The organism is Chryseobacterium sp. SIMBA_029 (genome assembly GCF_046535275.1).
Lineage (GTDB): Bacteria > Bacteroidota > Bacteroidia > Flavobacteriales > Weeksellaceae > Chryseobacterium.
The window spans coordinates 365,832-391,595 of sequence record NZ_JAWRXA010000001.1; the positions used below are offsets into that span (position 1 = coordinate 365,832).

The 25,764-nt window shown below is 37.9% G+C and carries 30 protein-coding genes; 14 read left to right on the forward strand and 16 right to left on the reverse strand.

Annotated elements, in window-relative coordinates:
- Nucleotides 1–20: 20 nt before the first annotated feature.
- The 11 genes from SB679_RS01765 (at nt 21) to SB679_RS01815 (ending at nt 9,968) form a co-directional block, all read left to right on the forward strand.
- On the forward strand, nt 21–602 hold the full coding sequence (locus SB679_RS01765; RefSeq protein WP_410700524.1) for a Crp/Fnr family transcriptional regulator: 582 nt from the start codon (nt 21–23) through the stop codon (nt 600–602).
- An 89-nt stretch (nt 603–691) separates the two neighbouring features.
- On the forward strand, nt 692–1,531 hold the full coding sequence (locus SB679_RS01770) for an MBL fold metallo-hydrolase (RefSeq protein WP_410700525.1): 840 nt from the start codon (nt 692–694) through the stop codon (nt 1,529–1,531).
- A gap of 65 nt (nt 1,532–1,596) precedes the next feature.
- Nucleotides 1,597–1,986, forward strand: coding sequence for a nuclear transport factor 2 family protein (locus SB679_RS01775; protein WP_410700526.1), 390 nt, complete (start codon nt 1,597–1,599; stop codon nt 1,984–1,986).
- A 234-nt stretch (nt 1,987–2,220) separates the two neighbouring features.
- Complete coding sequence (locus SB679_RS01780) at nt 2,221–3,243, forward strand: ligase-associated DNA damage response exonuclease (protein WP_410700527.1); 1,023 nt, start codon at nt 2,221–2,223, stop codon at nt 3,241–3,243.
- Nucleotides 3,240–4,820: an ATP-dependent DNA ligase gene (locus SB679_RS01785; RefSeq protein ID WP_410700528.1), complete on the forward strand. Its 1,581-nt coding sequence runs from the start codon at nt 3,240–3,242 to the stop codon at nt 4,818–4,820. The genes SB679_RS01780 and SB679_RS01785 overlap by 4 nt, the downstream gene beginning before the upstream one ends.
- A 1-nt stretch (nt 4,821) precedes the next feature.
- Nucleotides 4,822–7,278, forward strand: coding sequence for a ligase-associated DNA damage response DEXH box helicase (locus tag SB679_RS01790; RefSeq protein ID WP_410700529.1), 2,457 nt, complete (start codon nt 4,822–4,824; stop codon nt 7,276–7,278).
- 213 nt (nt 7,279–7,491) lie between these two features.
- Nucleotides 7,492–8,136, forward strand: coding sequence for a ligase-associated DNA damage response endonuclease PdeM (gene pdeM / locus SB679_RS01795; protein WP_410700530.1), 645 nt, complete (start codon nt 7,492–7,494; stop codon nt 8,134–8,136).
- Nucleotides 8,137–8,191: 55 nt separating this feature from the next.
- On the forward strand, nt 8,192–8,782 hold the full coding sequence (locus tag SB679_RS01800; RefSeq protein WP_410700531.1) for a TetR/AcrR family transcriptional regulator: 591 nt from the start codon (nt 8,192–8,194) through the stop codon (nt 8,780–8,782).
- 72 nt (nt 8,783–8,854) lie between these two features.
- Complete coding sequence (locus SB679_RS01805) at nt 8,855–9,313, forward strand: hypothetical protein (protein ID WP_410700532.1); 459 nt, start codon at nt 8,855–8,857, stop codon at nt 9,311–9,313.
- Between the two features lie 2 nt (nt 9,314–9,315).
- The gene (locus SB679_RS01810; RefSeq protein WP_410700533.1) at nt 9,316–9,618 is read left to right on the forward strand and encodes a DUF3817 domain-containing protein; all 303 of its coding nucleotides are present in this window, start codon (nt 9,316–9,318) and stop codon (nt 9,616–9,618) included.
- Nucleotides 9,615–9,968 (forward strand): rhodanese-like domain-containing protein, encoded by a 354-nt coding sequence (locus tag SB679_RS01815; protein WP_317739755.1) that lies wholly within the window; start codon nt 9,615–9,617, stop codon nt 9,966–9,968. The genes SB679_RS01810 and SB679_RS01815 overlap by 4 nt, the downstream gene beginning before the upstream one ends.
- Nucleotides 9,969–10,068: 100 nt before the next feature.
- Here the strand turns inward: SB679_RS01815 and SB679_RS01820 are convergent, their stop codons facing one another.
- The 3 genes from SB679_RS01820 to SB679_RS01830 form a co-directional block, all read right to left on the reverse strand.
- A complete protein-coding gene (locus SB679_RS01820; protein WP_410700534.1) occupies nt 10,069–11,022 on the reverse strand; it encodes a nitrilase family protein in 954 nt (317 codons plus the stop codon).
- Nucleotides 11,023–11,087: 65 nt separating this feature from the next.
- Nucleotides 11,088–11,888 carry an AraC family transcriptional regulator gene (locus SB679_RS01825; protein ID WP_410700536.1) on the reverse strand — a complete coding sequence of 267 codons (801 nt, stop codon included), beginning with the start codon at nt 11,886–11,888 and terminating at the stop codon, nt 11,088–11,090.
- Nucleotides 11,889–11,955: 67 nt separating this feature from the next.
- Nucleotides 11,956–13,194, reverse strand: coding sequence for a Na+/H+ antiporter (locus tag SB679_RS01830; protein WP_410700537.1), 1,239 nt, complete (start codon nt 13,192–13,194; stop codon nt 11,956–11,958).
- Nucleotides 13,195–13,499: 305 nt separating this feature from the next.
- On the opposite strand from SB679_RS01830, the gene SB679_RS01835 reads away from it, so the two are divergent.
- The gene (locus SB679_RS01835; protein WP_410700538.1) at nt 13,500–14,006 is read left to right on the forward strand and encodes a pyridoxamine 5'-phosphate oxidase family protein; all 507 of its coding nucleotides are present in this window, start codon (nt 13,500–13,502) and stop codon (nt 14,004–14,006) included.
- Nucleotides 14,007–14,109: 103 nt separating this feature from the next.
- On the opposite strand, the gene SB679_RS01840 is transcribed toward SB679_RS01835, so the two are convergent.
- A complete protein-coding gene (locus SB679_RS01840; protein WP_410700539.1) occupies nt 14,110–15,249 on the reverse strand; it encodes an Atu1372/SO_1960 family protein in 1,140 nt (379 codons plus the stop codon).
- Nucleotides 15,250–15,329: 80 nt separating this feature from the next.
- Between SB679_RS01840 and SB679_RS01845 the strand changes: the two genes are divergently transcribed.
- Entirely contained in the window at nt 15,330–16,121 is a 792-nt protein-coding gene (locus tag SB679_RS01845; protein ID WP_410700540.1) for an AraC family transcriptional regulator, read from the forward strand.
- Nucleotides 16,122–16,162: 41 nt separating this feature from the next.
- Here SB679_RS01845 and SB679_RS01850 read toward each other — a convergent pair whose 3' ends face one another.
- The 7 genes from SB679_RS01850 to SB679_RS01880 all read right to left on the reverse strand — a co-directional run bounded on the left by SB679_RS01850 (nt 16,163) and on the right by SB679_RS01880 (nt 20,837).
- On the reverse strand, nt 16,163–16,915 hold the full coding sequence (locus SB679_RS01850) for an SDR family oxidoreductase (protein ID WP_410700541.1): 753 nt from the start codon (nt 16,913–16,915) through the stop codon (nt 16,163–16,165).
- A gap of 6 nt (nt 16,916–16,921) precedes the next feature.
- Complete coding sequence (locus SB679_RS01855) at nt 16,922–17,422, reverse strand: CinA family protein (RefSeq protein ID WP_410700542.1); 501 nt, start codon at nt 17,420–17,422, stop codon at nt 16,922–16,924.
- 33 nt (nt 17,423–17,455) lie between these two features.
- A complete protein-coding gene (locus SB679_RS01860) occupies nt 17,456–17,842 on the reverse strand; it encodes a hypothetical protein (protein WP_410700543.1) in 387 nt (128 codons plus the stop codon).
- A gap of 13 nt (nt 17,843–17,855) precedes the next feature.
- The gene (locus SB679_RS01865; protein WP_034711210.1) at nt 17,856–18,158 is read right to left on the reverse strand and encodes a hypothetical protein; all 303 of its coding nucleotides are present in this window, start codon (nt 18,156–18,158) and stop codon (nt 17,856–17,858) included.
- A 201-nt stretch (nt 18,159–18,359) separates the two neighbouring features.
- Nucleotides 18,360–18,974, reverse strand: coding sequence for a Crp/Fnr family transcriptional regulator (locus SB679_RS01870; RefSeq protein WP_410700544.1), 615 nt, complete (start codon nt 18,972–18,974; stop codon nt 18,360–18,362).
- A gap of 41 nt (nt 18,975–19,015) precedes the next feature.
- The gene (locus SB679_RS01875) at nt 19,016–19,615 is read right to left on the reverse strand and encodes a Crp/Fnr family transcriptional regulator (protein WP_410700545.1); all 600 of its coding nucleotides are present in this window, start codon (nt 19,613–19,615) and stop codon (nt 19,016–19,018) included.
- A gap of 337 nt (nt 19,616–19,952) precedes the next feature.
- The gene (locus SB679_RS01880; RefSeq protein WP_410700546.1) at nt 19,953–20,837 is read right to left on the reverse strand and encodes a DMT family transporter; all 885 of its coding nucleotides are present in this window, start codon (nt 20,835–20,837) and stop codon (nt 19,953–19,955) included.
- Between the two features lie 94 nt (nt 20,838–20,931).
- On the opposite strand from SB679_RS01880, the gene SB679_RS01885 reads away from it, so the two are divergent.
- Nucleotides 20,932–22,344, forward strand: coding sequence for a PLP-dependent aminotransferase family protein (locus SB679_RS01885; protein ID WP_410700547.1), 1,413 nt, complete (start codon nt 20,932–20,934; stop codon nt 22,342–22,344).
- Nucleotides 22,345–22,347: 3 nt separating this feature from the next.
- Here SB679_RS01885 and SB679_RS01890 read toward each other — a convergent pair whose 3' ends face one another.
- From SB679_RS01890 to SB679_RS01910, 5 genes are all read right to left on the reverse strand, one after another.
- On the reverse strand, nt 22,348–22,941 hold the full coding sequence (locus tag SB679_RS01890; protein ID WP_034711202.1) for a Crp/Fnr family transcriptional regulator: 594 nt from the start codon (nt 22,939–22,941) through the stop codon (nt 22,348–22,350).
- The gene (ytxJ, locus tag SB679_RS01895) at nt 22,941–23,321 is read right to left on the reverse strand and encodes a bacillithiol system redox-active protein YtxJ (protein WP_410700548.1); all 381 of its coding nucleotides are present in this window, start codon (nt 23,319–23,321) and stop codon (nt 22,941–22,943) included. Before ytxJ ends, SB679_RS01890 begins: the two co-directional genes overlap by 1 nt.
- The gene (locus SB679_RS01900; protein ID WP_410700549.1) at nt 23,318–23,776 is read right to left on the reverse strand and encodes a DUF1569 domain-containing protein; all 459 of its coding nucleotides are present in this window, start codon (nt 23,774–23,776) and stop codon (nt 23,318–23,320) included. Before SB679_RS01900 ends, ytxJ begins: the two co-directional genes overlap by 4 nt.
- The gene (locus tag SB679_RS01905) at nt 23,773–24,309 is read right to left on the reverse strand and encodes a YfiT family bacillithiol transferase (RefSeq protein WP_410700551.1); all 537 of its coding nucleotides are present in this window, start codon (nt 24,307–24,309) and stop codon (nt 23,773–23,775) included. The genes SB679_RS01900 and SB679_RS01905 overlap by 4 nt, the downstream gene beginning before the upstream one ends.
- Nucleotides 24,310–24,543: 234 nt before the next feature.
- The gene (locus tag SB679_RS01910; RefSeq protein ID WP_410700552.1) at nt 24,544–25,686 is read right to left on the reverse strand and encodes a DEAD/DEAH box helicase; all 1,143 of its coding nucleotides are present in this window, start codon (nt 25,684–25,686) and stop codon (nt 24,544–24,546) included.
- Nucleotides 25,687–25,764 lie beyond the last annotated feature (78 nt).

The following is a 25,764-nucleotide window of genomic DNA, read 5'->3' on the forward strand; positions in this document are numbered from 1 at the left end:
TAAGAATCAGGAGACAGCATATGACGGAACTTCTTAAACAAAACATCACCAGCCATATTTCTCTTTCTGAAAATGAGACAGAAGTATTCTGTAATCTATTTCAGCAAAATTTGATCAAAAAAAAGAATTTCTTACTGAAAGAAGGTGAAGTTTGTAAGTTTGAAGGATTTGTAACCAAAGGACTTTTCAAAGTATATCATCTTGATCAGAACGGCGTGGAACAAATCCTCTATTTCGCAGCGGAAAACTGGTGGATTACTGATATTGATAGCTTTACCAATGAAATCCCCTCTCAGCTTTTCATTGAAGCCATCGAAGACAGTGAAATTCTTCTGATTTCAAAAAAAGACAAAGAATTTGCCTATGAAAACCTTCCTAAAATTGAAAAACTGTTCAGGGTGATGACCCAAAAAACCCATGCTGCGTTGCAAAGAAGAATGGTAGATAACCTCAGTAAAACGGCCGATCAGCGATATGTGGACTTTATAGAAAAATATCCTCAGCTTTATCAGCGGCTTACCAATCTTCAGATTGCGGCTTATTTAGGAATCAGTCATGAATTTTTAAGTAGAATAAGAAAAAAAATAATCAGCAAAAAATAATTCATTTGTGTATTTATTGATCTTGTTCAATGTTTTCAGAGACTGAATGTTACCATCTTTGTACCATAACAATAATAAAAACATTCAAAATGAATCTACCAACACAAAATTTCAAAACCATTGAAGTTGGAAATCTAAAACTGGAAATCTACAATGCATCAGAAAACAGTTTCGGAGTAGCCTCTGTCATTATTTCAGGAAAAAATGATGCTGTATTAATTGACGCACAGTTTACACTGGCTGATGCAGAAAAAGTAGCGGAACACATCAGAAATTCTGGTAAAAATCTAACTTCAATTTATATTTCGCATACCGATCCTGATTTCTACTTCGGTCTGGAGGTATTTAAAAAATATTTCCCGGAAGTTACCGCTTATGCATCACCGGCGACTGTAGAGTCTATTAAAGCAACTGCTCAAAAAAAATTAGATATCTGGGGAGAAAGATTAGGCAAAGCAATCACCTCCAATATTGTACTGCCACAGGTACTGAAAGGGAATAGTATTATCCTGGAAGAACAGCCTTTAGAAATCATTGGTTTGGAAGAATTTCCATCAAGAACTTTCATTTGGATTCCTTCTATAAAAGCTGTTGTTGGCGGTATTAATGTTTTCGGAACAACATTTAACCTTTGGATGGCAGATTCACAAACAGCAGATTCAAGAAACAACTGGATTACTATTTTGAATGCAATAGAAGCTCTACACCCTTCCATTGTTATCCCTGCCCACGCTAATGCTGAATCTCCGTTTGACCTTTCCGCTGTGGAACATACCAAAAGCTATATTGAGTTCTATGAAGAAGCTTTAAAAACGAATAAAACTTCAGAAGAGCTGATAAAAGCCATAAAAACAGAATATCCTGACCTTACTTTTGAAACCGCTTTACAAATAGGCACAAAAGTAAATACAGGCGAAATGAAATGGTAAAATACCTAATTTTCAACCTGCCCATTGTTTTTATATTGTCGGGCTGCACTTTAAATAAAAATAAAATGACAAATCTTGAAATTGTAAAGAGCACTTACGAAGGGAAGACCTCAGAAGAAAACGGGAAAAATTTAGCCGCCTATGCAGCCAGTGATATTTCCTGGACGGAAGCAAAAGGATTTCCTTATGCAGGAACGTATACTGGGCTGGAAGAAATAAGTAAAAATGTATTCAGCCGGTTGGCCAATGAATGGATAGACTATACATTCACTCCGGAAGAATATGTTGCGAGTGAAGATAAAGTGGTTGCTTATGGAACTTATACGGGAACCTATAAAGCAACGGGTAAGCCCTTTGAAGCAAGAGTAGCCCATATCTGGAAGTTGAAAAATGGAAAAATTATCAAATTTGAACAATTTGTAGATAGTCAGACAGTCAATAATGCTATGAAATAAAAAGGACAAATAGATTTTTTCGTGATTGTACACATACCTTACAACGATCTTATTAAAAGTATATTGTAAACAAGAGATCAGTATTATATAAAAAAAGAGAGTGTTTTACCGCAGTAAAATACTCTCTTTTTATTTGTTTTCACTTTATTTTCCTTTTAAATAAATGATATTTCAGGAATTATGTAAAGCAATTTGGTTAGATTTTTGAATATTGAAATACAAACCAAATCATCATTGAAACTAATCAAATTTACAAACAAAGGAATCTACTGTCCGCAGGGTAAATTTTATATTGATCCCTGGAGGCCTGTGGATATGGCCGTTATTACCCATGGTCATGCCGATCATGCCCGCTGGGGAATGAAAAAATACTTATGCCACCAATTTACAAAGCCAATTCTGCATCAGAGAATCGGACTGGATATTGAATGCCAGACGGTAGAATACGGAGAAGTTCTCAATATCAACGGCGTAAAAGTTTCCTTTCATCCTGCCGGGCACATTATTGGTTCTGCCCAGATCAGAATGGAATACAAAGGCTATGTAAGTGTTGTTTCCGGGGATTATAAAGTTCAGTATGATGGACTGAGTACCCCTTTTGAACTCGTAAAATGCAATGAATTTGTTACCGAAAGTACCTTTGGACTTCCAATCTACAACTGGCTGGAAGTCGAAGATCTCAATAAAAAATTACAAAACTGGGTGCTAAGAAATCAGGAAAACAGTAAAACTTCCGTTTTTATAGGATATTCACTGGGAAAAGCACAGCGGATCATGAAAGCAGTAGAAGGACTAGGAAAAATATATGTCCACAACTCGATCGGGAGACTGAATCAAGCCTTTGAATCCGTCGGAATTGATCTTCCGGACTATGAAATTGCTGATTTTAAAGAAAATCCAAAAGAATTGCAGCATGAAATTGTTATAGTGCCGCCCGCTTTACTCGACAGCAATATTATCCGTAAAATACCCGATGCTGCAACCGCCATCTGTTCAGGATGGATGCATGTACGGGGTGCCAGAAGATGGCGCAGCGCCGATGCAGGTTTTGCGATGAGTGATCATGCAGACTGGAAAGGATTATTGCAGGCTATAAAAGCAACAGAAGCTGAAATTGTACACGTTACCCACGGTCAGACCGAAGTTTTTTCAAAATACTTAAATGAAATCGGTATCCAGTCCGATGTCGTGGAAACCCTTTATGGAGATGATGAAGAACCTTCTGAAAAAGAAAACCTCGAAAATCCTGAGCCATGAGACATTTTGCAGAACTGATCAACGCCCTCGAAAGCACCAATAAAACCAATGCTAAAATAGATGCCATTATCGACTATCTTGAGCGTGCTCCGGATGATGATAAAGTATGGTTTATTGCCCTATTCACAGGAAAAAGACCGAAGAGAAATGTAGGAACCAATTTTATGAAAGAATGGGCACTGGAAATCACCCGGCTTCCTTTCTGGCTTTTCCAGGAAAGCTATTCTTCCGTAGGTGATCTTGGAGAAACCCTTTCGCTGATCCTGCCGCCGCCTTCTGAAAAAATAGAGCGAACTCTTTCTGAATGGATGAATGAGATCGCTGCCATGAAAGATAAAACAGAAAGCGAAAAAAAAGAATTTGTTTTGAAATCCTGGAACGGACTCGATTATACCGAAAGATTGATTTTCAATAAATTATTGGGCGGAAGTTTCAGAATCGGAGTTTCCGGTAAAACACTCATCAATGCCCTTACCAAATATTCAGGACAGGAACCAAGCGCACTGATGCACAGCATGATGGGAAAATGGCATCCCAATGAAATTTCGTTTCAGGAATTGATTTCTGCTGAAAAAGTAAATGCTGATAATTCCAGACCCTATCCTTTTTGCCTCGCTTATCCGCTGGAAAAAGAACTGGCAGATTTGGGTGAACCCGATGAATGGCTGGTAGAATATAAATGGGACGGAATCCGGGGCCAGATCATTCGCAGGAATGATGAAGTATTTATCTGGTCCAGAGGCGAAGAATTGGTTACCGAGCAGTTTCCAGAGATTGCAGAAACCGTAAAAGCAATGAAAGGTAATTTCGTATTAGACGGAGAAATACTGGCTGTAAAAGAAGGTAAAGTTTTAAATTTTAACGAATTGCAGAAACGGTTAAACCGTAAAACCATCACCAAAAAAATGCTTTCGGAAATTCCTATTGAAGTCTTCGCTTACGATTTGCTGGAACTTGAAGGAACCGATTTGCGAGAAAAGCCCATTTCTGCAAGACGCGCCATGCTGATTGAGCTACTGCTCAATGAAAATCCGGAGAATATTAAACTTTCTCAGGCTGTTGACTTTTCACAATGGGAATCATTACAGCAGATCAGAGAAAATTCAAGAGATATCAACAGCGAAGGATTAATGCTGAAGCAAAAAAACTCCCCCTATCATGCCGGAAGAAAAAAAGGCGACTGGTGGAAATGGAAAATCAGTCCGCTCACCATTGATGCCGTACTGATCTATGCCCAAAAAGGAAGCGGAAGACGAAGTGCCTATTATACCGACTATACTTTTGCCGTAAAAAATGGAGATACGCTGGTCACTATTGCAAAAGCCTACTCCGGACTTACCGACAAAGAAATTATGGAAGTCAGCAAATTTGTAAATAAAAATGCGATCGAAAAATTCGGGCCCGTACGAACTGTAAAAGCAGAGCTTGTTTTTGAAATCGCTTTCGAAGGAATAGGATTCAGCAGCCGCCACAAAAGCGGTGTAGCCCTTAGATTCCCAAGGATTGTACGGTGGAGAAAAGATAAAACAGTAGCAGAAATTGATGATCTTGAAGAAATAAAAAAATTAATACAATAATTTGGCAGCGTTTGAAAATACCAACGGATTTACAATCATTCAGCAATGGATGGCTGGTAAAGACATTTCCCCTTTTGCCTTTCAGGTTGAAACCTGGAAGAAATTCGGCAACGGATATAGTGGAATGGTCATTGCTCCTACCGGTTTCGGAAAAACTTTTTCTGTTTTTCTAGCCTTGGTAACAGATTTTCTCAACCGTCCCGACCAATACAAAAAGGGGCTTAAAATGATCTGGGTTACCCCGTTACGTTCTCTGGCCAAAGACATTGCGAAAGCGATGGATGAAGCCATGAATGAAATTGGCCTCGACTGGGTCGTAGGAGTCCGAAACGGTGATACCGATCCTAAAGTAAGGCAGCAACAGATAAAAAGCATGCCAGATATTTTAGTGGTCACCCCGGAAAGTCTTCACCTTCTTCTGGCTCAGAAAAACAATCTCAGATTCTTTCAACATCTGCACTGTATTGCCGTGGATGAATGGCATGAACTCTTAGGCTCCAAACGAGGAGTCATGGTAGAATTAGCCGTTTCTCAGCTTAAACATTATGTTCCTAAAATCAAAATATGGGGAATAACAGCAACGATTGGAAATCTTGATGAGGCCCTTGAAGTTTTGGTTCCTTATCAAGGTAAAAAGACGAAAATTACCGCAAAAGAGCATAAAAAAATTGACATTATTCCGGTGTTGCCTGATGAGGTGGAAATTCTTCCGTGGGCCGGGCATTTGGGAAGTAAACTGGCTGATAAAGTGGTTCCTATTATTTTGGAATCAAAATCAACCATTGTTTTTACGAATACCCGAAGCCAAAGCGAAATGTGGTACCAGCTGCTGCTGGATGCCTATCCTGATTTTGCAGGACAGATTGCCATCCACCATAGCTCCATTGATGCCCATCTCCGCATCTGGATAGAAGAAAACCTCAGTAATGGAAAACTTAAAGCAGTAGTTTCCACTTCTTCTTTAGACCTGGGAATCGATTTTAAACCTGTCGATACGGTTATTCAGATCGGTTCCGCAAAAGGAGTTGCCCGGTTTTTACAACGTGCCGGACGAAGCGGCCACTCCCCTTTTGAAACCTCAAAAATCTATTGCGTTCCTACCCATTCTTTAGAACTGATTGAAGTTGCCGCATTAAAAGAAGCTGTGAAACAAAAGGTTATAGAACCCCGTGAACCTCAGGTTTTATGTTTCGATGTTTTAGTACAGTTTCTCATGACCCTGGCGGTTGGTGATGGTTTTTATCCGGATGAACTCCGTGAAAGAATCAAACAGGTGTACACGTTTCAGGAAATGACCGATGAAGAATGGAAAAGCATGATCGATTTCCTTACAATCGGCGGAAGTGCCCTGCATAATTATGAAGAATTTCATAAAGTAGTTGTTATGGAAGACGGCCTGCATAAAGTGATTTCCCGTAAAATTGCCATGCTTCACCGGATGAATATGGGAGCCATTGTAAGCGATGCCATGTTGAAAGTTAAATTTATTTCAGGCGGTTATATCGGCATGGTTGAGGAATACTTCATTTCAAGGCTTAAAAAGGATGAAAAATTCATTCTGGCAGGAAGAGTCCTTGAAGTCGCTATGATCAAAGATATGACAGTGTATGTTCGTCTGACGAAAGGAAAAGCGATGGCTCCAAGTTATCTGGGCGGAAGACTTCCTTTAAGTTCTAATCTAGGCCGTTTTTTAAGAGAAAAACTATCAGGAGCGCTTAATCCTAAAGCTTCTGAAAAAGAACTGAAATTTCTGCATCCTTTACTCGCCAATCAGGAAAAAAGATCCCACATTCCCAAAGATGATGAGTTTTTGGTGGAATTAATTAAAAACCGGGAAGGATATCACTTGTTTATGTATCCATTTGAGGGCCGTCTGGTACATGAAGTGATGGCAGCGCTCATTGCCTACAGAATTTCAAAATGGGCTCCTATTTCATTTTCCATGGCTATGAATGATTACGGTTTTGAACTGTTCAGTGATAAAGAAATTCCTGTGCGTGAAGATAATCTACATCAGATTCTTACAAGGGATAACTTAATGACAGACGTTATTTCCAGTATCAACGCTGCTGAAATGGCAAGAAGAAAATTCAGAGATATTGCCGTGATTTCAGGAATGGTCGTACAAAATTTCCCGGGAAAACAGCGTTCCAATAAAGCCCTCCAAAGCTCTGCAGGATTACTGTTTAAAGTACTGGAAGATTATGATCCCAATCATTTTCTTGTAAGACAGGCCTACACGGAAGTTTTTAATATGCAGCTTCAGGAGCAAAGACTGGTGGAGGCTTTTAAAAGGATCGAAAAATCGAAGATTATTTTAAAATATTCCAATACATTTACCCCATTAAGTTTCCCGATTAAAATAGACAGCTTACGCCAAACCCTTTCAAGTGAAAGTTTAGATGCGAGGATTAAAAAGCTTTTGATTCAGTCGGGTAAGAATTTGGGATTGGAGTAGAGAGAAGAGGCAAGATGCTAGATATGAGATTTCAGATTTCAGACTTTTAGCTATTGTAGAACAAAGAACAAAGAACAAAGAACAAAGAACAAAGAACAAAGAACAAAGAATAAAGATTGAAGACCAAAGACCAAAGACCAAAGACCAAAAACTAAAAACCAAACACTAACAACAGACAACAGACAACAGACAACAGACAACCAGATCAAGACAATGAAGATTGCTACTAAAAACATCACCTTTCAGGACGAAATATTTACTTTAACCAATCAGCGGGCTTTATACTGGAAAAAAGAGAAAGCACTGATCCTCTCCGATCTCCATATCGGAAAAACAGCCCATTTCAGGAAAAACGGAATTGCAATCGCGAATCAGGTGATGAAAAATGATCTTGAAAGACTATCAGTTTTGCTGGCTTATTTTGAGGTAGAAAAATTTATTGTAGTTGGTGATCTTCTGCATGCCGGCAACAATTCTGATGTGGATGACTTCTGCCGATGGAGAAATCAATATCCGGATCTGAAATTGTATCTTGTTGAAGGGAATCACGACCGGCTTACAAAATCATTAGAAGCTAAATTATGTCTCGATGTAAAAACAGAACTCTTAGAAATTGATCCTATTGTTTTTATCCACGATTTTGACAAAAAAAATCCACAGTTTCAAATTACAGGGCACATCCATCCGGGAACCGTTTTACATTCTGCTATAAAAAAAATAAGGCTGCCCTGTTTTGTCCTCACTCCCAATCAATTGCTTCTTCCTGCCTTCAGCGAGTTTACCGGACTGGATACCAAAAACATTCCTAAAAACGGGAAATTTTTCGTGTTCACGGACGCCGAAATTCATGAAATCTAGTTGAAATTAATTAAAAAATAGTGTTCCTTTGTAAAAAAGACCAACCGGTATCTTTATGAAAAAATCAGCAGCCACCCGTTTAAATATTCTTCAAAGAGCATTTCAACTGATCTATACCAACGGTTATCAGACGACCAGTGTTGATGAGATCATTGCGACGACCCAGGTAACGAAAGGAGCCTTTTATTATCACTTTAAAACCAAAGATGAAATGGGACTTGCTATTATTAATGAGCACTTAAAACCTACCTTCAAAAATACTTTTGTTGAACCTATACAAAGTGCTGTAAATCCATTAGATGGTATTTATCAGTTAATAGAAAATCTACTAATGAAAAATGAAATGCTTAAAGTTGAATATGGCTGTCCTGCATCCAATTTCACCCAGGAAATGGCACCGTGGCACATCGAATTCACCAAAGCTTTAAACGAACTTTCCCTTCAATGGAAAAATGCAATGATTGAGTCTATTGAGAAAGGTAAAAAAGCTGGAATTATACAACAGCAAACAGATGCTGAAGGCGTTGCCGTTTTTGTGATGTCAGGATATTGGGGCGTTAGAAATTTAGGGAAATTAGACAACAACAAGTCTTCGTATATCACTTATTTAAAACAGCTTAAGTCGTATTTTAAAACATTGCAATAATTTTTTTCTCAAAAAACATACTAATTAGTATGTTTTTTATTATACCTTTGCTGCAGGATAAAAAATTATGCCATGTACCAAACCCTTACCTTCCTGCATTCCACATTCCGGTGGCTGGTTCTACTAAGTCTTTTCTATGCTTTGTTCACAGCATACAGAGGATTTTTCTCAAAAAAAGAATTTTCAAAAAAGGCTGATTCTATAAGACACTGGACGGCAACGATTGCTCATATCCAGCTTATCTTAGGCATTATTTTATATTCTCAAAGTCCGATTATTAGCTATTTCTGGAAAAATTTCAATACGGCCAAAGCATCTTTTGACCTTTTGTTTTTCGGAATGATCCATATCTTTTTAATGCTAGTCGCGATTGTAATGATCACGATTGGATCTGCATTATCAAAGCGAAGAAAAACCGACCGGGATAAGTTCAAAACAATGCTTATATGGTTTTCTGCCGCCCTGGTTATTATCTTCATTGCCATTCCGTGGCCATTCTCCCCTTTTGCTAACAGACCTTATTTCAGATAATTATGATTGATTTATTCAAAACAAAGATTGGCCGCTTAAGAATTCTTGCCATTTTAGAAGGAATTTCTCTGCTTACCCTTGTGTTTATTGCCGTTCCGTTGAAATATGGGTTTGGAAACCCGTCTTTGGTAAAGATGATGGGACCCATTCATGGAACTTTATTTCTTCTTTTTCTGTTCAATACGCTGAGTGTGGGCGTTGAGCAGCACTGGAAGTTTAAAGAAACAACCTGGAAGGTGATCCTTGCCTGTTTTATTCCGTTTGGGACGTTTTATATTGATAAAAAAATTCTCAGTAGATTATGAAGAATATATTGGTTTTTTGCGGGATTATTCTCGCCGTTTACATACTGTACAAAGTGTATCGGTATCAGACACTGGATAAAGGATTAGATCAGCTGGTGAAAAACGGAGCGGTAGTTCTGGATGTAAGAACTGAAAAAGAGTTTGAAATGGGGCATATCAAAGGTTCCGTTAATATTTCTTTAGGGACGATCAGGGAAAGATATATTGAACTTGATCCTAAGAAAGTATATATCACCGTTTGTTCTCATGGGCTTCGCAGTGTAAAAGCGGAGAAGATTCTGAAGGAAAAGGGCTTTAAAAAGGTCTACAATGGCGGTGCCTGGAGCGATTTTCAAAAGACCCTGCCATAAATACAATTCCGAAAGAAACACAACATTCCTTCGGAATTGAAATAAATCAGTAAGTAATATAGCTTTCTGCTATTCGTTGATTATCCGGATCTAGAATCCATTATTTTTCATCATTAATCCATACTACTTTTTGCTCCGAATGATGTTCTTTTCCAAGAATATCTCTATATAAATCCGGTCTGCGGGCTTTGATGTATCGATAACCTCCAGCCTGCATCAACTTTTCAGGAGTTACAACAGCCGTTTCAAAACTGTCGTCAAAAGATCTACATTCCGCAATGATATCTCCAAAAGGATCAATAATCATCGAGCATCCGTTTTTAAGCTGATCCGCATCCATCCCAATCGGATTGGAAAAAACGATATATGCTGCGTTATCATAGGCTCTGGAAGGAAGCCATTTCATCAGCCAGTCCCGGCCCTTCATTCCATCAAATTCCAACCGCAGAGAAGTGGGATCCGCTTCCCTGTTTTCCCATAGTTTGGGATCGACAAAGCCTGCTCCGGGCCTTGTGGAAGGCGTACACATCGTTACATGAGGCATAAAAATAATATCTGCTCCCAAGAGTTTGGTCGCTCTTACATTTTCGATGATATTATTATCGTAGCAGATCAAGATACCGCATTTCCAGCCATGAATTTCAAACACACAATAGGCATTCCCTGGTGTCAGATTAGGATTGATAAATGGATGAAGCTTCCTATATTTTGCCACTAATCCGTTTTTATCTACACAAACATAGGCTTTGAATAGATTATCATCTTTATCCTTTTCAAAAAGTCCTGCTAATACGGTGATATCAAATTTTCGGGCAATTTTCTGGAGCCTTATAATACTGCTTCCTTCCGGAATATATTCGGCAATTTCAAGCATTTGATCTTTGGTAAGGTTTCGTGCAAAAGTATAGCCTGTGATAGAGCATTCGTGGAATGCTATGACATGAGAGCCTTTAGCCGCAGCTTCACCAGAGAGTTTTTCAATAATAGAAAGATTATAGTCTTTGTCTCCGCTTCGGTTTTCAAATTGTGCAGTAGAAATTTTGAGGTTGTTCATTTTTTTTCTACAAAGCTACCCCGCAGGATCATCTGAAAATTGTAAAAAACCGACATAAGTTGTTATCAGGGAAGTTCTATAAAATTGACGGCTAACTTATTTTCAGTTTTTAGGTACTGTGTTGGTGTAAGTCCTGTATTATTTTTAAAATCTTTAATGAGATGAGACTGGTCGGCGTAGCCTGCATGATAAGAAAGCCTGGTTATATTTTCATTTGTATTGCGGCTTTTCATAAGACTCAGAAAATAATGAAGCCGGGTAATATTGCTGTATTTTTTAGGGGAAATACCAATATAATGATCGAATTTCCTTTCAAGCTGTCTTTCAGAATATCCTGTAAAATTCTCAAGATCTTTTAATGAAATATTTCCTTTATTATGAAGAATGTATTGCTGAGCCGCCCTGATAAGATGGTGATCAGAATCTGCTTTTTTAGATAAAAACGCAGTAAAATACGTATTAAGTTCATGGATAATCACCTTTGGATCAACCTTGTAAAAAAGTTTTTCCTGAAAAGGCTGTAAGTCATTTTTTATGACATCTTCCACAGTGATCATCTGATTTTGAATCTCACGGGCTGAAACTCCAAGAAGCAGGTTGAGAAAATATGGCTGAAATACCACTACAATGAAAGAAAATGCACCTTTGGTAACGAGATCTTTATATTGTGTAGGCTGTCCGTAGAAAAAAGATAACGGTAAATTATTTTCCAGTCCATCCTGATAGATATGAATATCACTGGAAATAATAAGTCCGGTATTTCCGTCAGCAAATAGTCTCAGCTTTTTGATATCGTTTTCGGAGTTTTCCAAAAAGATATAATGTTTAATATAAGATGCTAAAGATGCCGGAGGTGCTATTTGCATCCATCAAAATTACGCAAAATAGGTTTAATGACGGTTAAATTCCTAAGAATATACCGTAACTGAAATATTATATTTTAAGCTTTTTCACAATCCAGGGTAAGGTAAGCCCCTGTCCTAGAAGAGAAATGAGTACCACCGCAATGGACAGGAAAATAATTTCATTACGCAACGGAAATGCTTCCCCATTATTAATTGTAGTAGGAAGACCCAATGCAATCGCCAGTGAGACAATTCCGCGCATGCCCGACCAGGTGATGATAAAACTCGTCTTGGAATCAAATAATGCTTCTTCGCTGATGCGTCTTTTCCCCTGAAAAGCTTTCTGCAAATTGAACTGCTGCAGATATACTCTTACTAATCTTATCAATAAAGTGAGCAAGACGATAACTAATGCATACCCTGCGTAGGTCCATACCTGTAGCTCAGGCATCTTTTTTAAAACAATAGGGAATTCCAAACCGATCAATAAGAAGATCAATCCGTTAAGAAGGAAAATAATGATATCCCAGAAATTGCGGGACTGTTCTTTAACGTTATCAGGAAATTTATTCCGGCTCAGCTTCGACATTCCCAATCCTAATACAACAACGGCAATCACCCCTGAAACATGGAAATGTTCCGCGATGAGATATGTTACAAAAGGCATTAAAAGAATGAGGCTGATCACCACCATATGATCCTTACGAAACAGCCCGATGATTAACGACAATCCTTTCCATATCAGCCAGCCGATCAAAAAACCTCCGCCTAAAACCTGTATAAATTCCAACGAAGCTTTCCAGGTGACAAAAGCAACTCCTGTTACCGCAGCTACTGCAAAACGGTACGCTACCAGTGCGGAAGCATCATTGATCAGGCTTTCACCTTCCAAAATAGTAATGGTTTTATGAGAAAGTCCCAATCCTTTCGTTACTCCCACCGCAGCAACAGCATCCGTCGCAGAAAGAATGGCTCCCAGTACAAATGCCAGCGGCCAGGTCATCCCGGGAATGAGGTAGTAAGCAAGTACGGCAATTCCGGCAGTAGTTAAAAATACAAGCCCTATCGCCAGCGTACTGATCGTATTAAGATTGGTTTTAAATTGTGGAAATGAAATATTAAAAGCGGCATCATACAGTAACGGCGGTAAGAAAAGAAGCATGATAATTTCAGGATTGATCTCTATTTCAGGCATTGCAGGTATAAAACCTATCAATATTCCTGCAATTAAAAGCAGCATAGGCGTGGGTATTTTAGTTTTACCCGCTAATCCGGAGATTCCGATCATTAATGCCATGATCACTAGGACGACCGTATAATTTTCCATGAGAATAGTACTGTATTTTGTAATAATATATACAGATAAACTTTTTTACCGTATAAATTGCAGTTAAAAATAATGATTTTAACCCATCGATACTATATTCTGCATTTTTTCTTTATCAACCTTTTATCATGAATATAATGTCAGCTTATACTCTGAAAAACTCATCACTGAATTTTTTTTCCGCCAATGCATACCACATTTATACTTTTTTGGTCGGGTTTTTGAAGTTTAGGTTATGAATGCAACTATTAATTTTTAGTTTATTTAATTCATAATATAAACCAAATCACTTAAAATATTTTATTATGTCAACAGAAAATCTTACTCATCTTGAGGCCATTAAAAAAATTAAAGAACTGTCGGAAAGCGCAAGAATCTGTATGTTTTGTACGGAACTGGAAACCCTTCCTGTGAATTCCCGCCCTATGTCTCTGCAGGAAACCGATGACAGTGGAAATCTGTGGTTTATCAGCAGTGCAGACAGCAACAAAAATTTTGAAATAAAGGAAGACCGCAGAGTACAGCTGTATTTTATGAACAACAGCGATTCACAGTATCTTTCAGTCTTTGGAACAGCCTCTATTTATAAAGACAAATCGACTATCGAAGAAAAGTGGTCGCCTATGGCTAAAGCCTGGTTTGATGGTAAAGACGATCCTAACGTTACCATTATCCGTGTAGAACCGAAAGAAACCTATTATTGGGATACCAAAGCCGGAAAACTGGTGAGTTTGTTAAGTTTCGCTGTTGCGGCCATTACAGGAACTAAAACCAATAATTCAGATGGCGTTGAAGGTAACGCAACTGTATAAATATAAAAAACGGCTTCGATTCACTCGAAGCCGTTTTTTTTGCTTTGTAGGAAAACTTTCAAATCTGCTTTATCAGCTCAATCTGTGTGCAGTACAATGTGATCTACTCCACTTCGAAAACAGCCTGTATTTCCACAGAAGAATTCACAGGAATAGATGATGCTCCCAGTGTAGCTCTTGCATGTTTTCCTTTTTCTCCAAACACCTCTACAGTAAGGTCTGAAGCTACATTCATTAAATCGGCATGTTTGGTATAATCATCTTTAGTATTGAAAATACCTGTCAGCTGTACACATTGTTTTACTTTGCTGAGATCTCCGCCAACCGCTTCATTTAGAACAGACAATACATTAAGCATGGTAGCTTTTGTAGCCTCTTTTACCTGCTGTTCATTAACATCTACTCCCAGTTTACCGGGATTTAAGATTTTCCCGTCTTTTAAAGCAACCTGATTGATAAAGATTAAATTTCCGGATCTTACAAAAGGTTTGTAATTCCCTGCAGGCTTAGGAACCTGAGGCAGGACAATATTCTTTTGCTGCAGCATCGCCTTGAAATCCAGAGGTTTTTCTATCGCTATTGTTTCTTTTTTACTGAATGTTCCTTTCAGTGCCACCGCCACTTTTGCAAAATTCCTTCCCTGAAGCTGAGCCAGAAGGCGTTCGTCTTTCGTAGGTCTTTCAACATCTTTTAAAGAAGCCATGCTGGTAATTCCTAACACTGAATTTCCTTGTGGAATAGCTTTGTTCATCGTTTCAGTACCGCGGATCCCGTTGGAAACCAATACCATCCCATGAACAGCCAGACTGTTCCAGAACGACTGCAATGCCAGCTCTTTACCTGCCCCGCTTCCTGCAGACATAAAAACCGTTGCCGGCATTCCTTCGAGTGAGTGTGTGGTCCACAAATTCACTGTTTTAGATAAAAATTCGCTCATTCCCGTGCTGATATTTCCAAAGTATACGGGCGAACCAAAAGCAATTCCGTCATAAGATGCTAATTCATCTACAGTAGCTACTGGAATGTTCTTTAATTTTTGGTTAGAAGATTCTTTCACTTGTTTAATAACGGCTGATGCATGGTTGCTGCTTTCAATCCCTGCGGCCATTTCTTTTGCCAGTTCATAGGTTCCTCCGTTATCCGAATGGATCAGAACCAATACATGCGCTTTATTGTCTTGTGCCATAATAGCGTTGATTTTTAATAATAAAATAAATACAAAAAGTGAACTTAATTTTTTCATTCTGAATAGGATATAAATATAGATACAAAAATAGTATTGTCGTTTTTATTAAATTTGCCAAAAATAATATACAGAACGACATGGAGAAATGCGGATTAACCAAGCAGAATGACAGCCTTTTCATTGATTCTATTGAAAAAGAAGCTTATGTATGGTGTGAGCACAACTGGAAACATGATGATCATGAGCACACTCATGCACGTTCGCAGTTAACTTATGTAGAAGAAGGATATCAGTATTTTCACATTGACCGCCGGATTTATCTGGTTCCCCAGCATCATGTGATCTGGATTCCCTCCGGAAAAGCGCACCGGATAACCTCCGAAGCAACTACAGTCAATCTGATGGTATTTTTGTTTTCTACAGTCTTCCAGGAACCTTTTTATCAGCAGGTGCATGTTTTTGCTGTTCCTCCGGTTTTAAAAGAAATGCTCTTGTATGCTTCAAAATGGAATAAATTACTGACCAATAATGAAGAACAGGATATCTTTTTTAAAGCAATCTTAAAAAGTCTTCCCAATTTCTGCAATGAAGGCAGCCATTTGGAAATCCCTGTACCCGCCGATATCCGGCTGATTCCTGTGTGTACTTATATCAATTCAAATTTTAAATATAATCTGGATATGGATCTTCTTGCAGAAAAAACACAAATGTCGGTAAGAAGCCTTCAGAGAACATTCAAAAAAGAAACAGGAATTACGCTTCAGAAATATCTTCAGCTGACAAGAATTTTAAAAAGCATTGAACTGCTGGATACCAGACGGTTTACTTTAAGTGAGGTAGCGTATAAGGTCGGCTACCAAAGCTTATCTGCTTTTACCGCCTCCTATTTTGCAATCATGAAGTCGAAACCACAGGCCAGAAAGCATTAAATGAGATTATTACTGCTGTTTTTTTATTGAAAATTAATTATTTATCCGTTAACAATCAGTCCGCCGTTTGGATGAATGACCTGACCCGTGATCTGTGCAGCATCATTACTGGCCAGGAACAGGAAACTTGCTGCAATTTCTTCCGGACTTGCATTGCGTTCGAAAGGCGGTTGATGGGTATTTTCCTCTTCTTCACCAAATGTGGCTTTGGTAAGCGGTGTAGCAACGGGTCCCGGAGCCACCGCATTGATACGGATTCCTTTTGGTTTTGCCTGCAGCGCCAGAGAACGGGTAAAAGAGACAATTGCTCCTTTGGTAGCCGAATAATCAAGCAGTTCGGCATGTCCCTGATAAGCTGCCGCAGAAGTTGTATTTACAATGCTGCTTCCCTCTTTTAAATGCGGAAAAACCACCTTAGTCAATAAAATCATGCCCACAATATTAGAATCAAATGTTTTTCTGATATTGGATTCTTGTAAATTTTCGATATTGTCTGAAGGAAACTGGACTCCTGCATTGTTGATCAGAATATCAATACCACCAAAGGCCTGGATCATTTCATCAACTGTTTTCTGGCAAAATTCATAATCATTAATGTCTCCCTGGAAAATCATACATTTTCTTCCCAGTGCTTCAATTTCTGATTTAGTCTTTTTGGCATCTTCTTTACTGGTGTGATAAATAACTGCAATATCAGCACCTTCCTGTGCAAAAAGCAAGGCTACTGCCTTCCCGATACCACTGTCTGCTCCTGTAATAAGAACCGACTTGTCTTTTAATCTTAATCCGCCCATAAAAAACTATTGTAAGATCAGTAAACGGTTCATCTCACTTTTAAAACAGCCCAGAATAAATTCTGTATAATACAATTGAGCATTCAGGGCCTGAGTTTTATGATGCAGTTCCAGTTTTTTTGTCAGAACAATCTCTCCTTTGTATGAAAAAGAAAAGTAAGCAAATATTTTATAATCAGACTTCTTAGTTGGCGTACAATATCCTGTAGTCGCTATAGACCAGTCGGACTGGAATAATTTTGCGGCCTGCAGTGCCATTGTTTGTGCTATATTTTCGGAAACACAATCGCATTCTTCGGCTTCTTCCTGATCAACATTCAGAAGTCTTACCTTTTCAGCAAGCATATAGGCCGTCATTCCTCCTTTATAAAATAAAGAGGCATCCGGCATTTGTGAAAACGCAACCTGCAAACAGCCTGAAGTAACGCTCTCTACAATGGAAATGGTTTCGTTGGTAGTTAGGAGCGACTGGCTGATATATTCTAATAGGTTCTTTTGAAATTCCATAATAATAAGTGATTTTGGTGTGGTGTGGGAAATTTATTCGAGAGCTTCCTTTTCAACCCCTAAGGTGCTCAGTAGTTTATTCAAACATTCTTCTTCCTTCAACACTTTATAGTAAGCTGTTTTTGCATACAGGGTAAAAGAAGGATTGTCAATCTCTATTGCTGAATCTTTTTCATATTCAATAACAGCACTTTCATTATGATACTCACGGATATGGAGAATATATTCCTGAATGTAGGTATCAATCACGTTCTTCATAATGTCACATTGTGCATTGCTTTTTATTTTTTCCAGAGACTTGATCAAAAATGCTGTAACTCCGTAAGAATTAATAACACTCGGAAACAAAGATTCATTCTCGATAACATTATTTTTATCGTGCAGACTCCAGAATTTTAATGTGTCGTTTTCAAAAATCATAGTTTTTCAGGTATTAATTGTCAGAAATTTTTAAATATTTTTCAAAATAATGAAGGTCTTCTTTATCCTTGATGGAGAGATAAAACATAATCTGCTCCGGCTCTTTGGTTCCTATGCTGCTGAAACAATCAAAGTGGGCAATCAGTGCCTGAATATTTTCAATATGAATATCCTTCAAAATCACAAACAGCAGAAAAATATTTTCTTTGATCTCTTTCGCATAAATAGTAGCACCCTCTCCAAACCAGGAGCCTTCGTTATTCACTCTGATGAAGTTTTTATGCTTCAGTGCTTTTACTATTTTTTGACCCTTCATGAGTTGAGTTAGTGGTTAAAATAAGCCACATAGAGAAACTCCACATGACTTATTATTTATTGCGATTGTTTTTTAATATATATCCCGGTATTTTTCTACCTTAAGAACTCTATTTTTATTTATTATTTTGATACTGAGTTCTTTCTCAAATATACAACTCTATAATTCACTTTTTTATGATCAGGATCATAGCTGCCGCTTTTAATACAGAATTTTTCTGCTCTCCAGAGACAATATATTCTCTTTTTCCATTTTTTTCAATGCTCTGATAACAGTTTCTACTCTCAGACCGGTAAGGCTGGCAATCTGTTGCCTGGTGAGTTCCACATTAAAGGCCTGCCCGCATTCTCCGTCATGATAACTCTTAAGATAATCCATAAGACCTTTCAATCTTGACACCGGACTTTGAGATGCCATACTCTGAATCATAATCGCTTTGAAATAAAGCCTGTGTGACAGGCAGGCATTCATGGATACCGATAGATGCGGGTGTTCTTTCAGAAGTTCGAGGAAGTTGTCTTTAGGCACTCTGATGATTTCAGACGGCAACAGACAAACAGCATTCATTGGATAAGCCTTTTCCAAAAAAAGCATTGAATCTCCAAAACTCTGATTCTTTGCTAATATATTATGAATGAATTCTTTTCCATTTTCATCATAATTGTTAAGCTTTACTTTTCCTTCTTCAATCTGAAAATAATACATTGCATGATCATCTTCCCTGTATACTAACTCTCCTTTTTTGTATGATTTATCCTCGGCACCGAAAGCCCGCAAAAGACTTCCATCGATATTCATACAGCTTATTGTTTTCATAATAATGTGTTTTTTAGATTTTAATCATACAAATTTGCTTTTTAATATAAAATTTTACGATCTTTAATTTTAACGATTTTATCTCTTTCCATTCCTTTTATCGTTCTTATGGCCGTCTCTACACACAGTCCTGTAAGGCTTGCCACCTGCTTTCTTGTGAAAGGAATCAGGAAGGAATACGGCGCATCACTTCTTCCGTGAAAACTTTTAAGATAATCCATGAGCCCCCTGATCCTTGTGGCAGGATTCTGAGAAGAAATATTCTGCATCATAATAAATTTATAGTACAGACCCTGAGACAGAAAAGTACTTATTTCCAGGAACAGTTGTGGGGTTTGATTCAATAAATCAAAAAACTGCGCTTTAGGAAGTCTCAGAACCCGGCATTCGGTAATAACTTCTGCATTCATGGGATAAGGCTTGCCAATAAAAAGGATTGATTCTCCACAGCTCTGTCCGGCCGACAGAATGTTCTGAATAAATTCCTTTCCATCTTCACTATAATTGTTAAGCTTCACTTCTCCACTTATGATCTGGTAGTAATAAGTGGGTACATCGCCTTCGCTGAAAATATATTCCGAGGGACTGTAGCTCATCATGCTAGCTCCCGCTGCGCGTAAAATATTCTCATTAATAACCATAATAATTTGCTTTTTTAATGTTGGGTTAAAGTTTTTAAGTCAATTATTCTAGTAAAAACAAAATTGGAATTGAACTATCCCTAGCAAATCTTAAACCGATTTTTTTATTTTATTGTTAAAAAAAGTTAATTTTATTACATAAGTTAAATATTTAAAGATTATTTGTCTGAATCTCACTGAAATAAGAAATTATTTATTACATATTTACAAATAATTCATATTATTATCTTAAAATATTCCATTTTTTTACTCTATGAATATTATCAGTAAAAAATCCATAACGATAGGTTATGGATTATAATAAATACATTGAAGTATAAAACAGCATTAATACATATTATTTAGCAAATTTTTTGGTCCCTGCTACACACAGAATAACCCCGACAGTCACTCCCAGCATTCCCATACTCACCTGCTCATGAAGAAAATAAGCAGCCAGCGCCAATCCGAAAAACGGCTGTAGAAGCTGTAACTGACCCACGGTTGTGATACCGCCCTGTGCCAGCCCTTTATACCAGAATATAAATCCTATAAACATACTGAATAAAGAAATATAGGCCAAACCAAACCATCCGTTCGCCGTAACGCCTTGTATGTTATCCGGAAAATAGATGAAGAATAATGGAATCATCAGCGGTAAAGACAGCACCAGCGCCCACGAAATTACCTGCCATCCTCCTAATGTTTTAGAAAGCTTAGCACCTTCGGCATACCCCATCCCACATAAGATTACGGCTACCAGCATCAGAATATCTCCTATAGGCGATGCAGAAATTCCCTGAGCAATTGCATACCCAATTACTAAAAGACTGCCCACAATCGAGAAAAACCAAAATACAGGATGTGGCCTTTCTCCACCCCGGAAAACTCCAAATATGGCTGTTGCCAGAGGAAGCATTCCCAAAAATACAATAGAATGTGCCGAAGTTAAATACTGAAGTGCCAATGCGGAAAGAAGCGGAAACCCGATCACACATCCAATTGACACCAATATCAATGGAAATATCTGATGTTTTGCCGGACGCTTTTCTTTATAAACCAATAAAACACCCAATGCAAGGACACCGGCAATTCCAGCACGGGCAATCGTTACAAAAATGGGACTCATATCCATTACCGCTAATTTTGTGGCCGGCATGGATCCGCTAAACAGTAAAACGCCGATAAAACCGTTGATCCATCCGCTTAAAGCCTGTTCTTTTGATATTTTTTCTGTGATCATCTGATGTACATTTTATTTATTGAAGCAAAATTAGAAAGGATAAACGGATAAACACAGTATCAGTTTTGTATATTTGCATGAGCACAGTTGAACTATGAGTAAAGAATTTTTATACACAGAAATAGCTAACGGGATTGCAGCACAGATTAGAAGCGGTGCTTTAAAATCCGGTGATAAACTTCCATCCGTAAGAACGTTATGCAAAGAGCACCAGATTAGTATGAATACGGCAAAACGTATTTTCCTGGAACTGGAATCCCAATCGCTTATTGATTCAAAACCGCAATCGGGGTATTTTGTCAGTGCTTCTCTTGCGATTACCTTACCTCTGCCCGAAGCCAGCCGTCCTTCTTTGATTGCTAATCATAATGAACCTGATGAACTGATCAGCACCGTATATGAAAATATGGGTAAAAATGATCTTACCCTTTTTTCTATTGCCATTCCATCCGGGGATCTTTTGCCACTGGCTAAGCTTAAAAAAGAAATTGTAAGCGCAACAAGAGCATTAAAAGCAGGGGGAACGGAATACGAAGAACTTCAGGGTAATCTTAAATTAAGAAGAATGATCGCATTGAGATCATTATCATGGGGTGGAAATTTTAATGAAAACGATCTGGTGACCACCAATGGCGGCATGAATGCTTTATCCTTCTGTTTAATGGCCTTAGGGAAGCCAGGAGATACCATTGCCATAGAAAGTCCATGTTATCCTGGTATTTTACAGTTAGCAACCGGTTTAGGGCTTAAAGTACTGGAACTGCCCACACATCCTTCAACAGGAATTGAAATAGAAACGCTGAAAAAAGTAATTCCTATCATTGATATCTGCCTGTTGATCCCCAATTTCAATACCCCTCTGGGAAGCTGTATGTCCGATGAAAATAAAAAAGAAGTGGTAAGATTACTGGCAGAACACAATATCCCTTTGATTGAAGATGACGTCTATGGAGATATTTATTTCGGATCCCATCGTCCGAAATGCTGTAAATCTTTTGATAAAGAAGGAAACGTTTTATATTGTAGCTCCATATCAAAAACATTAGCCCCGGGATACCGTGTCGGATGGATTGCTCCCGGAAAATATAAAGATAAAATCCTGAAACTTAAACTCCTCCACTCCACTTCCTCTATTTCGATTGTGAATGAGGCTGTAGCCAATTTCCTGAAAACAGGAAGGTATGAAAAACATCTTCACCTGCTGCGGAAAACGCTTCAGAGTAATTATCAGAATTATGTGCAGACCATCGCCGAATCTTTTCCCGCAGGAACAAAAACCAGCCGGCCTCAGGGCGGACTTTCTCTCTGGGTTGAATTTGATAAAAATATCCAGACCAGAAAACTGTATGACCTGGCCATTAAGGAAAATATAAGCATTGCCCCAGGCAGGATGTTTACTCTCCAGGATCAGTTTGAAAACTGTATGCGTTTGTGTATAGGCCTCCCATGGTCTGAAGAAACCCGGCTTAAACTCCAGCAGGTCGGAAATATGGCTAAAAAAATATAACGGTTATTTATCCGGAACAAAGTTCTTTCTGGCCAGTTCTTTTCTGACACGGCTAAGACTTTCGGGAGTAATACCAAGATAAGAAGCGATCATCCATTGCGGCACCCTAAGCAGTAAATCAGGATACATTTTGATGAACTTCATGTACCGCTCTTCTGCGGTTTCACCAAGCAAAGAATTGATTCTGTTCTGAAGACTTCTTATATGCTTCTGTAACAGAATATCGCTTCGTTCAATACTGTTGGGAAACTGCTCAACCAGTTTGTTGAAAAAATCAGGATGTAAAAATAAAATCTCAGAATCTTCAACTGCTTCTATATAATAATTGGATTTTTCATTGAAATAAAGACTACTTCGGTCTGAGATCAGCCAGCTTTCAGGAGCAAACTGAATAATATGCTCCTTTCCGTTTTTATCAATGGAATACATTTTTATAAGGCCTTTTTCTACAAAAAAAATATATCTGCAGATTTCACCATACTGTAAAAGAAACTGATTTTTCGGAATTTTTTTTACTTCATAATGCAGACTGCACATGTTCACCTTTTCAATGGGAACATTTAAGACCTGAGCTAAATAATTGTTGATATTCTTCATTATGCAAGCTGGCTTATAGAGATGTCCTGATGTGAAGCGTTTTTAACCGCCTTTCCGTTTTCAATTACTATTAATTGAGGACTTTCATGTCTGATCCCGAATTCCTCAGCAATTTTATTTGAAATAGGTCTGTATGCCAGCAAATCCAGATAATATAAATCTGCTGTCTGCTGATCGCTGTTTTCCAATTCTTTTTCAAAATTCCTCAATACCGTTTTACTGATAAAACAGCTTGTAGAATGCTTAAATATAGCAATCCGTTCTGTGTGAGATTTTTCAATAGCAGCTGCTAAATCTTCCTCAGACTGTATTTTTTTCCAGAAAGATTTCTGTTGCGATTGCTCTTCCTTTCCACCAAATATTTTATCAAAAAAACTCATATATTAAACTGTTTAAAATGGTGATTCAGATGTTTATATTCTAAAAATCCCCAGTCTTTCTCTGTCATTTCACCAAAAAGTTCGTGTCTGTCCGGGAGATTTTTATGTTCAAATGCTTTCCAATATGCCTCTAATGTTTGTAAGAGCTCTTTTTTGGTTTCATCAAAATCACATTCAAAATTAACGATAAGTTTTTGAAAAGTAGGCATGTTTCGGGGAATTCCATTATTAAATAGCTGCATTTCTATTTTAGCCATAATTCCTATTGCCTCAAAAACGACATTGACACTTGGAAGATCAATGTTTTTCAGTGGTACCTGAAGGACAAGATTACAATGTTTCATCATTTGGGCAGCCTTCATTTTTCCCCATTTTGCAGGGGAATCTTCTGTTAGGCAGGAAATTCTTTGCCGAATTTCCTCAAAATCAACTCGGTTATGCAGACTTTTTTTCACCAGCCCTTTTCGATCTTCAGATGTTCTATGTGCGCAAAATGATGGTTGCAATGCCAAACATAGATTGCAAGATAATTTCTTAAATCATAGTCTTTGTTTTGTTCCGGATGATGAAAAGTCCGCTCAAACTGTTTATTAGTAAGGCTTTTAAGCAACGTAGCCCATCTCTGATGTGTTCCTTTGATCATTCTCATAGCAGGTTTTATCGGCATATTTACACTGTCTTGAAGTTCCGCCCATTTGGCCTCATCATAAGGGCGTATCGTCGGGTTATCTTCCGTTAAGGCCAGTTTAAGACGAATAAAACTGTTGATATGGCTGTCTGCAATATGATTGACAAGCTGTCTTACCGTCCAGCCTCCCTCTCTGTAAGGGGTATCCAACTGATCATCAGAAAGGTCCTCTATTAAGTTTTTAAGCTTTTCCGGAAAGTTTTTGATGACTTTAATATATTCATCAAGCTTGATATCGCAGATGTTTGCAGGCTGTTGGTACTCGCCTATTGGAAACCTTTTCTGGTCTAAGTTGGTCATTATATCAGTTTTAAATGGTATAGTTGTCGTTTTTGTCCGGTGACTCCTTTTTTGGACAATTATTTAACTATTTGTTCTTGTAAATGTATCAAAAAATCAAGAATCTAAAATGAAAAAAATGTTAATTTCCCTATTATAATTTATAAGCCAGGAATGTGTAATTAACCGACAGATTTATGGCTAAAAAAAGCCTCAATGTTGTTACCATCGAAGCTTTTTGTTGAAATTTATATGCTAGTAACCGTGAAGGTTAATATCCTCTGTTCTTTGTAAAGTCACTTTCTTGCCCATCTTCTTTTGAATTACTCTGAAATGCTGCAGTTCATCATCTGTTAAAAGACTGATGGCAGTCCCTTTTTCGTTAGCACGACCTGTTCTACCAATACGGTGAATGTAATCTAAAGGCGAACGGGGCAATTCATAATTGATAACGCAAGGTAAAGACTCGATGTGAATACCACGGCCAATTAAGTCTGTAGCAACCAAAATCTGGGCACCGTTGACTTTAAATTCTTCTAAATTATTTCTACGGGCACCTTGTGATTTCTGACTGTGAATGGCTACTGCCTTAATTTTATTCTTTTTAAGTTTTTCCACTAAACTATCTGCAGATTTGGTAGATGAAACAAAGATTAAGGCTTTTTCAACCTTCTTTTCTTTGATTAAATACCGTAAAAAAGGACCTTTGTTTTCCGGAGAAACATGATAAGCCAGCTGCTCAATATTATCGATCTCAACTTCTTCTTTTTTAATTTCAATAATGGTAGGATGAATGGATAAACGTTCTTTCATTTCGGCAACCTTATCATTTAACGTTGCTGAGAATAAAGTCGTTTGCTTCATGACAGGCATCATAGCAAAAAGCTTATTCATTTCTTCTTCAAAGCCTAGCTGAAACATTTTATCAGCTTCATCAATCACCAAATGCTGGATTCCTGAAATACTCAACGCCTTATGATCAATTAAATCCAACAAACGTCCGGGTGTTGCGATCAGGATCTCTACCCCAAACATTCCTTTCATCTGTGGGTTGATAGAAACGCCTCCATATACAGCCATCGTACGGATTTCACGTTTTAAATTTTCCGTAAAAGCCCTGAACACTTCATCAATCTGAATCGCTAACTCACGGGTAGGAACTAATATCAACACCTGAATATTACGGTCTTTTTTACTTTCTGTATGCTGTATTTTTTCTAAAATAGGCATTACAAAACAAGCCGTTTTTCCGGAACCTGTCTGTGCAATTCCCATCAGATCCTTTCCCTGCATAATGACAGGAATAGCCTGCTCCTGAATGGGAAATGGCTTCAGATAGCCTAATTTGTTGACAGAATGAATAATATTGTGTGATAATCCTAACGACTCAAATGACATAAAAATACTTATTTCCTGCAAAGATAAGCTATTGACAGTTGGTTTATAACCTGAAACCTGATACTGGTTGTAATTATT

Excerpts from the sequence above, each read along its gene's own strand:
- SB679_RS01905 (WP_410700551.1), bottom strand. The coding sequence starts at position 24,309 with ATGACCAACTTAGACCAGAAAAGGTTTCCAATAGGCGAGTACCAACAG.
- SB679_RS01845 (WP_410700540.1), top strand. The coding sequence starts at position 15,330 with ATGGAGAAATGCGGATTAACCAAGCAGAATGACAGCCTTTTCATTGAT.
- pdeM (WP_410700530.1), top strand. The coding sequence starts at position 7,492 with ATGAAGATTGCTACTAAAAACATCACCTTTCAGGACGAAATATTTACT.
- ytxJ (WP_410700548.1), bottom strand. The coding sequence starts at position 23,321 with ATGAGTTTTTTTGATAAAATATTTGGTGGAAAGGAAGAGCAATCGCAA.
- SB679_RS01810 (WP_410700533.1), top strand. The coding sequence starts at position 9,316 with ATGATTGATTTATTCAAAACAAAGATTGGCCGCTTAAGAATTCTTGCC.
- SB679_RS01770 (WP_410700525.1), top strand. The coding sequence starts at position 692 with ATGAATCTACCAACACAAAATTTCAAAACCATTGAAGTTGGAAATCTA.
- SB679_RS01860 (WP_410700543.1), bottom strand. The coding sequence starts at position 17,842 with ATGATTTTTGAAAACGACACATTAAAATTCTGGAGTCTGCACGATAAA.
- SB679_RS01775 (WP_410700526.1), top strand. The coding sequence starts at position 1,597 with ATGACAAATCTTGAAATTGTAAAGAGCACTTACGAAGGGAAGACCTCA.
- SB679_RS01890 (WP_034711202.1), bottom strand. The coding sequence starts at position 22,941 with ATGAAGAATATCAACAATTATTTAGCTCAGGTCTTAAATGTTCCCATT.
- SB679_RS01865 (WP_034711210.1), bottom strand. The coding sequence starts at position 18,158 with ATGAAGGGTCAAAAAATAGTAAAAGCACTGAAGCATAAAAACTTCATC.
- SB679_RS01885 (WP_410700547.1), top strand. The coding sequence starts at position 20,932 with ATGAGTAAAGAATTTTTATACACAGAAATAGCTAACGGGATTGCAGCA.
- SB679_RS01840 (WP_410700539.1), bottom strand. The coding sequence starts at position 15,249 with ATGAAAAAATTAAGTTCACTTTTTGTATTTATTTTATTATTAAAAATC.
- SB679_RS01800 (WP_410700531.1), top strand. The coding sequence starts at position 8,192 with ATGAAAAAATCAGCAGCCACCCGTTTAAATATTCTTCAAAGAGCATTT.
- SB679_RS01820 (WP_410700534.1), bottom strand. The coding sequence starts at position 11,022 with ATGAACAACCTCAAAATTTCTACTGCACAATTTGAAAACCGAAGCGGA.
- SB679_RS01805 (WP_410700532.1), top strand. The coding sequence starts at position 8,855 with ATGTACCAAACCCTTACCTTCCTGCATTCCACATTCCGGTGGCTGGTT.
- SB679_RS01825 (WP_410700536.1), bottom strand. The coding sequence starts at position 11,888 with ATGCAAATAGCACCTCCGGCATCTTTAGCATCTTATATTAAACATTAT.
- SB679_RS01870 (WP_410700544.1), bottom strand. The coding sequence starts at position 18,974 with ATGAAAACAATAAGCTGTATGAATATCGATGGAAGTCTTTTGCGGGCT.
- SB679_RS01835 (WP_410700538.1), top strand. The coding sequence starts at position 13,500 with ATGTCAACAGAAAATCTTACTCATCTTGAGGCCATTAAAAAAATTAAA.
- SB679_RS01910 (WP_410700552.1), bottom strand. The coding sequence starts at position 25,686 with ATGTCATTTGAGTCGTTAGGATTATCACACAATATTATTCATTCTGTC.
- SB679_RS01880 (WP_410700546.1), bottom strand. The coding sequence starts at position 20,837 with ATGATCACAGAAAAAATATCAAAAGAACAGGCTTTAAGCGGATGGATC.
- SB679_RS01850 (WP_410700541.1), bottom strand. The coding sequence starts at position 16,915 with ATGGGCGGATTAAGATTAAAAGACAAGTCGGTTCTTATTACAGGAGCA.
- SB679_RS01765 (WP_410700524.1), top strand. The coding sequence starts at position 21 with ATGACGGAACTTCTTAAACAAAACATCACCAGCCATATTTCTCTTTCT.
- SB679_RS01855 (WP_410700542.1), bottom strand. The coding sequence starts at position 17,422 with ATGGAATTTCAAAAGAACCTATTAGAATATATCAGCCAGTCGCTCCTA.
- SB679_RS01830 (WP_410700537.1), bottom strand. The coding sequence starts at position 13,194 with ATGGAAAATTATACGGTCGTCCTAGTGATCATGGCATTAATGATCGGA.
- SB679_RS01875 (WP_410700545.1), bottom strand. The coding sequence starts at position 19,615 with ATGGTTATTAATGAGAATATTTTACGCGCAGCGGGAGCTAGCATGATG.
- SB679_RS01815 (WP_317739755.1), top strand. The coding sequence starts at position 9,615 with ATGAAGAATATATTGGTTTTTTGCGGGATTATTCTCGCCGTTTACATA.
- SB679_RS01785 (WP_410700528.1), top strand. The coding sequence starts at position 3,240 with ATGAGACATTTTGCAGAACTGATCAACGCCCTCGAAAGCACCAATAAA.